Source organism: Candidatus Planktophila sp. (assembly GCF_046070465.1).
GTDB lineage: Bacteria > Actinomycetota > Actinomycetes > Nanopelagicales > Nanopelagicaceae > Planktophila.
In genome coordinates this window covers 1-3,851 of record NZ_JBJTMK010000062.1, presented here as the reverse complement: position 1 = coordinate 3,851, position 3,851 = coordinate 1, and the positions used below count along the sequence as shown (strand labels likewise).

Sequence of the window (3,851 nt, the reverse complement as noted above, 5' to 3'; positions counted from 1 at the left end):
CCCAATCGCGAATCTCAAAAGTTATTTTCGGGGCATGGGATGAAAAAGCCGGAGCAGTCGGATCTGTGTGGGATGTACTGAGAGATCCACGTTCAATCTTTAAAGTCGAAGTCGCTGCAGGAGTCCTTGAAAAAGAGTGTGCAGAGCTACTGACAGATTTCTTTAAAGATAAGTAATGAGAGCTTATTGAATTACAAGTTCATATGAAGGATTGAGAATCACGAGAGATCCTTCTTCTTCTCCGACCATGCCTTCAGCGCGTACCTCCATACCCACTTCAAGACCAGCAATTTCGCGACGACCCAAGAAGTTAAGAGTTACTCCGCCGGTCTCATCCCAGACTTCAACGTGAAGAGACGGAGCGCTGCCACGGGGAGCAGTTGAGATTGATGTAACTCGACCCTGTACATGTGCGCGCTTACGCCATTCAATCTTTCCGATTGGAGTGATGTGCTCTGCGTAATGGCTAATCGGAGTAAATGGCAGGTCAGCACGAGGTGTAATAGGCGCAGAAGCTGCCTGTGTTGGCTTAACTTCATCCTCATGCTCGTCATGGATAACAACAGATTTACCTGAGGTGATGTTGTTGACGTCGAAAGGAATAATAGTTGCAACTACTCGCTTCAACTGCGAGATTGGTGCTGCGATTTCTTCTGCAGTTTGATCGTGGAGCAATCGACCTAAGAAACGTGAGTAAGAGCGACGTGGCAGGAGCAAGGTGAGCTCTACATCAGGCTTTTCTGTCTTGCGAAGAGCGTAGTCCATTGCAGAGTTAGCGATACGACGGTCAGGGCAGTCGATGAGTTCGAGTGGCACATCTTCTAGTGCCTCTGATTCTGCCCATGCATTTTGAATATCTTCTGCATGGCGATCATCGATAACAAAGTGAACTGCCTTGATCTTGTGTGGCTTCAAGCTACGCGCATAACGCACAGCACCAACAGTTGCGAGGTCAACGTTATCTACCAAAATAGTGACATCGTGCCGTGCAATTGATGTGGCGCGCTCTTGGTCATCTTTAACTTTAAGTGCTGCTTGTTCGCGGACGTATTGCTTGCGGAAGCGCAAGAAGATAAAGACGAGAATCGGTGCAGCAACGAGCACCATCCATGCACCTTCACTGAATTTCACAATTGAGAAAATCACAACGACTAGGAAAGAGACGCCAGCTGAGATTGAGTTGATAGCAACTTTCCATTGCCAATGTTCTGGACGTGTGCGCAGTGCATGCTTTGTCATACCCGCACCAGCCAAGGTGAATCCTGTGAATACGCCAAGGGCGTAGAAAGCGACGAGGTGTTCGACAGAACCCGCGGTAAAGGTAACCAAGAGGAGGCCGCCCGCTGAGAGCAAGAGAATTCCGTTGGAGAAAGCCAGGCGATGTCCGCGCTTTGTCAGCTGACGTGGAAGATAACCATCGCTTGCAACAAAGTTACAGAGCAGTGGGAATGCGCTATATGTGGTGTTGGCGCCAGCAAAGAGAATAAGCATTGTTGCGGCCTGTACCAAGATAAACATCACTGAGGCGAATGTGCCCTGACCGAGTGCTGCTTTTGCAATCTGAGAGATAACAGTCGGGGATTCATCTTCATAAGGAACAGCGTGAATATGGCTGGCAAACCATGAGACGCCAAGAACAAGAGAGCCTAGGAGAGTCGACATGATCACCATGGTGCGCTTTGCATTGGTGTGCTCTGGCGCCTTAAATAGTGCGACGCCATCTGAAATAGCTTCAAGTCCGGTAAGTGATGAACCTCCGTTTGCAAATGCACGGAGCAAGATAAAGATTGCAGCGGCAGACATCAGTCCTTGCTCGGAGCCAACATGCACAGCTCCTTCTGCATAAGGATTGAGCATTGGAAGGGTGCCGTTAATCAGACGCCAGGTTCCCATTCCAAAGACGATCGCCATGCACCCGATAAAGAAATAAGTAGGTGCGGCAAAAGCTTTTCCTGCTTCCTTCACACCACGGAGATTTCCGAAGGTAAGGAATGCAATGACAGCAAAAATCATCTCCATCTTTAAATCATGGAGGCCCGGAAAGGTCGAAATGATTGCGGCAACACCCGCCGCAGATTGCACAGCAACAGTCACGATGTAATCGAGCATTAAAGCAACAGCTGCAACTTGAGCAACAACAGGGCCGAAGTTATCTCGGGCAACGATGTATGCGCCACCCGTCTTTGTGTAGACATCAATGACGTTGCGATACGAAAGAGTAAGAAGTGTAAGAATGATGAGGACCACAGCGGTCATCGGCATCAAGATTGAGAATGCAGCTAAACCAAATGCAGGTAGCAGGGCAATCAAAATCTGTTCTGAACCATAAGCAGATGATGAGATGCAGTCAGATGAAAGGATTCCAAGCGCATATCTCTTATCAAGCCGCTGATGGCCTAAAGAGTGGCGATTATGTGGCGCACCTAAGAAGGCGCGCTTGACCTTGTAGCGCAGTGGATCTTTGAGGTGGGCATGTTCCTGAAGAGCAACCGGGGCTGGTGCGCCATCTGTCCACGACTTTGCCACGAATGACTCCTTTTATGTACTAACTGCAATGACTATTAAATGCCTATTTTGGTAGGCTCATCTTATGCGCACTCAGTTATATATCGATGGTCAATGGGTAGATGGAAATGGCACTCTCGAGGTAATTGACCCGAGTGACGGTTCAGTAATCGCAAAGGTTGCTACCTCAAGCGACGAACAGAACCTCGCCGCTATCGCCGCAGCGGATGCTGCGTCAGCTAGCTGGGCCAAGACTCCGCCACGAGTACGTGCTGAAATCTTGCGTAAAGCATTTGAAATCATGACGGCAGAATCAGATCAGATCGCGGAGTTGATCTCTCGTGAAAACGGTAAGGCACTTCCCGACGCAAAGGGTGAAGTTGCATACGCTGCTGAATTTTTCCGCTGGTTCTCTGAAGAAGCGGTGCGCACACCGGGAGATTTCCGCCTCTCTCCATCAGGAGATAAGCGAATCCTCGTAACTCACCAACCTATCGGTGTTTCACTCCTTATTACTCCATGGAACTTCCCTGCAGGTATGGCCACTCGCAAGATTGGTCCTGCAGTTGCAGCAGGATGCACAATGATTTTGAAGCCAGCAGGTGAAACACCACTGACTGCCCTCTACATCGTCGACATTATGGAGCGCGCAGGCCTGCCAAAGGGCGTTCTCAATGTCATCCTGCCAGCGCAGACTGGACCTGCAATCTCAAAGGTATTGCACGATTCTCGAGTAAAAAATCTTTCGTTTACCGGTTCAACTCTTGTCGGAAAGATTCTACTTCGCGAAGCGGCAGATCAAGTAATCCGTTGCTCAATGGAGCTCGGCGGCAATGCACCATTCGTTGTTCTCGACGACGCCAATATCGAAGAAGCAGTAAAAGGTTTGATGTTGGCAAAGATGCGCAACGGTGGCGCGGCCTGTACCGCCGCCAACCGTATCTACGTTGCACGTTCAATCGGCGATAAATTCATTGCCGAGTTTGCAAAGGCAATGGCAGCGATGAAGATGGGTGTTGGTCGTGAAAGCGGAATAACTCTTGGCGCATCTGTATCAATGAAAGAGCGCAATAAGATTGCTGAGCTTGTTGACGGCGCAACAGCACGTGGTGGAAAAGTTCACCTCGGTGGAACTACTCCTGAAGGCCCAGGCGCTTTCTATCCAGCAACAATTGTTGAGGTTGCTAAAGATGATGAAATTCTTGTCAATGAAGTCTTTGGACCAGTCGCTCCAGTAGTTCTCTTCGATACCGACGAAGAGGCTCTCAAGTTAGCTAATGACACTGATTATGGCTTGATTAGCTATGTATATTCTGAAGACCTCAAGCGCGCTATCCGCTTCGCAG

The 3,851-nt window shown here is 49.2% G+C and carries 3 protein-coding genes and 1 pseudogene; 2 read left to right on the top strand and 2 right to left on the bottom strand.

Annotated features, from left to right (window positions below; translation table 11 throughout):
- On the top strand, positions 1-176 hold a 176-nt coding region (locus tag ACKOVI_RS02975; RefSeq protein ID WP_509602538.1), incomplete at its 5' end, for a tRNA-specific adenosine deaminase.
- A gap of 7 nt (positions 177-183) precedes the next feature.
- Here ACKOVI_RS02975 and ACKOVI_RS02970 read toward each other — a convergent pair.
- Both ACKOVI_RS02970 and ACKOVI_RS02965 read right to left on the bottom strand, forming a co-directional pair.
- Complete coding sequence (locus ACKOVI_RS02970; RefSeq protein WP_509602537.1) at positions 184-1,107, bottom strand: OB-fold nucleic acid binding domain-containing protein; 924 nt, start codon at positions 1,105-1,107, stop codon at positions 184-186.
- A gap of 30 nt (positions 1,108-1,137) precedes the next feature.
- Positions 1,138-2,526: pseudogene (locus ACKOVI_RS02965) on the bottom strand (APC family permease); the annotation flags it as partial.
- A 64-nt stretch (positions 2,527-2,590) separates the two neighbouring features.
- Here ACKOVI_RS02965 and ACKOVI_RS02960 point away from each other — a divergent pair.
- Positions 2,591-3,851 (top strand): aldehyde dehydrogenase family protein (locus tag ACKOVI_RS02960; protein WP_509602536.1); only part of this gene is annotated, 1,261 nt, incomplete at its 3' end.

What these genes read in the sequence shown, in the direction of transcription:
- ACKOVI_RS02970 (WP_509602537.1), bottom strand. Translation starts at nt 1,107, where the DNA reads ATGGTGCTCGTTGCTGCACCGATTCTCGTCTTTATCTTCTTGCGCTTC.